Raw genomic sequence first — 3168 nt, forward strand, 5'->3', positions numbered from 1 at the left:
AAGGAGATGTATGTTGTAAATGACCAGCTAGATGGGTCAATTACAATATACCAGGGTTATACATAATGAATAATAGAGATATTGCTAAGGTTGGTTTTGCCGTTCTTGCAGCGGTTATGAGTTATAATTTTGCAGATACTATCGTTCATGCTGAAGAGACAAGTGTTGAACCAGTAAAAGAGACTGCACCTGTTGAAAATCAAGATAAATTAACGGATGTTATTGATGCAGTTGTTGAAGATACAAATGTTCCTGAAAACACAGAAGAAACAGATGTTCCAAAAGAAGATGAAGAGACTACAGTTCCTGAAAAGACAGAAGATGAAAATGAAACTACAACAGTTGGTGGTGGTAGTGAAACTAGTGCTAAATTAACTGATGGTTGGTCAAGTGATTCTTTACAGTATGTTAAAGATGGTGCTTATGTTACGAATAGTTTTGCAGAGATTGATGGTCAAAAATATTATTTTGATGAGAATGGTAATAAGGTAACTGGTTTTAAAACAATTGGTACAGATTCTTATTACTTTAATGAATCTGGTATGATGCAGACGGGTTTACAAGTTCTTCATGATCAAGAAACGGGTATTGCCGTATATTCTTTAAGAAAAGAAGATGGTAAATTACACTACTACTTAGAGAATGGGGCTGCCTATAGTGGAATGATAAATTTAGATGGGAAAATTTATTATTTTGATAATGGAGTTCAAAGTGTTGGTGAAAAGCAGGCCAATGGATATTGGTACAACTTCAAGGAAGATGGTAGTTTATCTGTTGGTTTTGTGAATATGGGGAATAGTGCTAAGTACTATGATAATCTTGGAAGAAGACAAACAGGTACTTTTAAGATTGATAAGGTAACTTATAACACGGATAGCAATGGTTTTATTACTAAAGCGAGTTGGGAAGGCGTTTCTTACTATTGCCAAAATGATGGCAGATGGGCTTGGGATGTAGTTGGTAATTATTATTTTGGTGGTTCAGGTTGTGTTCCAACTACAGTGACTATGATTGTAAATACAATCAATGGTACAAACTATACGCCTAATCAAGTGGGTCAAATTTTACATAATGCTGGATACTTTAACACGAGTTCCATTGGTACTGGTGGAGATTCTTGGCAGTTTGTTGCAAATAAATTTGGCTTAAGTTATAAGAGTAATTTAAATGTAGAATCGGCTAAACAAGAATTGTTAAAGGGGAATATGATTGCGGCGGCTGTTGGTGGTGGAAAATTCTGTCCATGGTATGGTGTAACGCATGAAATATTATTATTTGGCTTAGATGCACAGGGCTATACAACAGTGTATGATCCATATACAAGTTCACGTAATGGTCGTGTACATATTAGTGAGGTCTTCAATCATCCATCATGGGATAGTGGTGATAAAAAGAATGGTGGTCCATTCTTCTCGTTAGGAAAACTTAGAGATCAAAATTTATATCTAGATGTTTCTAAGGGAAATGCTCATGTAGGAAAAGTATATTATACAGGTAAGAATGTTGAACCAGAAGTAAATCTTTCAATGAAGAATACAGCGTTGGTTCAAGGTAGAGATTATAAAGTTGTTTATTCAAATAATGTAAATTTAGGTAAAGGTACAGCTACGATTATTGGTATTAATGCCTTTACTGGTAAATTGATGGTTTCTTTTGACATCATTAAGGATGAAATGTCTAATGGAACTTATGAAATTATTTCTTCATTAAATAGTAATAAAGTACTTGATATAAAAGATGGATCTAAAGCATCAGGTGCACATGCGCAAATTTATAGTTGGAATGGTACACAGGCACAAAGATTTGAGATTCATAAAAATCAAAATGGATATTATACGATTAAGAATACAGGTTCTAATTTATATGTAGGTATTAGTACAAATTGGAATACAATGGGAAATTATAATTCATTAATTCAAGGAGTAAATGCTTCTTCAAAAGCAGCTCAATTCATTTTTACTAGAAATAGTAATGGACAGTGGATTATTTCTTCGGCTTGGGATTCTAGATATGTATTTGATTTGAACGGAGCAAAATTAGATAATGGCAATAAAGTTCAAATTTATACACAAAATGGAACTTCTGCACAAGCATGGAAATTATTGAAAGTTAGTAATTCTCGTGAAGAAATAGATGATTTAGCACAGAAAAATAAGAATACTTTAGCAGATGGTACATATACAATCAATTCCACTTTAAATACTAGTTATGTATTAGATGTAAATGGTGGTTCTAAAGTGAATTTTGGTAATATTCAACTATATCAAAGTAATGGTACTTTAGCACAAGGATGGAAAGTAAACCATGATTCAAAAGGGTATGTTACGTTTATAAATATTGGTTCAGGAAAAGCAATCGATGTCAAAGATGGATCTGCTTATAATGGACAGAATATTAGTCAATATACTTCTAATAATACATATGCTCAAAAATGGATTGTAGTACAAGAAGGTAATGGTTTTAAAATTATATCAGCTTTGAATACAAGTTATGTATTAGATTTGAATTCTGCATTAGTAAAGAATTATCAAAACATTCAAACTTATAAATCAAATGATACGTTAGCACAACGTTGGTATTTTTCAACATATGTTTCTCCACGTGAAAAATTAGATACTATGGCAAAAGAATACAATGCTGATATTACAGAAGCAACATATGTAATTTCAAATTATGTGAATCCAAATTATGTATTAGATATAAAGGATGGTTCAAAGGCTAATCGTGGTAACTTACAGATTTATAAATCGAATAATACGAATGCACAAAAGTGGCAGCTGAAAAAAGATTCTGTTGGCTACATTACATTTATCAATGTTGGGTCAAATAAGGCTTTAGATGTTTCAAATGCGACTGTTCGAAATGGCTCAAATATTTGGCAATATGAATCAAATGGTACCTATGCTCAAAAGTGGATTGCGAAGAAAAATACGGATGGTAGTTTGACTTTTGTATCTGCTTTAGATGCGAACTACGTATTAGATATTAATGCTGGAAAAGTTATAAATTGGCAAAATATACAATTGTATAAGAGTAATGGTACAAATGCTCAAAAATTTAAATTAACAAAGATTTAAATTATAACCAGGCGTAGAAATGCGCTTGGTTATTTTGGCGCTCTAAAATAGTGTAGGGTTATGTGAAAATACCGGCTTTAAATTATTGTAG

Annotated in this window: 1 protein-coding gene; it reads left to right on the forward strand. The window is 32.3% G+C overall.

Features of this window, described 5'->3' with window-relative positions:
• Window positions 1–65: 65 nt before the first annotated feature.
• Window positions 66–3077, forward strand: coding sequence for an RICIN domain-containing protein (locus KTQ83_RS11495; protein ID WP_217256893.1), 3012 nt, complete (start codon window positions 66–68; stop codon window positions 3075–3077).
• Window positions 3078–3168 lie beyond the last annotated feature (91 nt).

The sequence above is a fragment of the Holdemanella porci genome, assembly GCF_019052655.1.
Taxonomy (GTDB): domain Bacteria; phylum Bacillota_I; class Bacilli_A; order Erysipelotrichales; family Erysipelotrichaceae; genus Holdemanella; species Holdemanella hominis.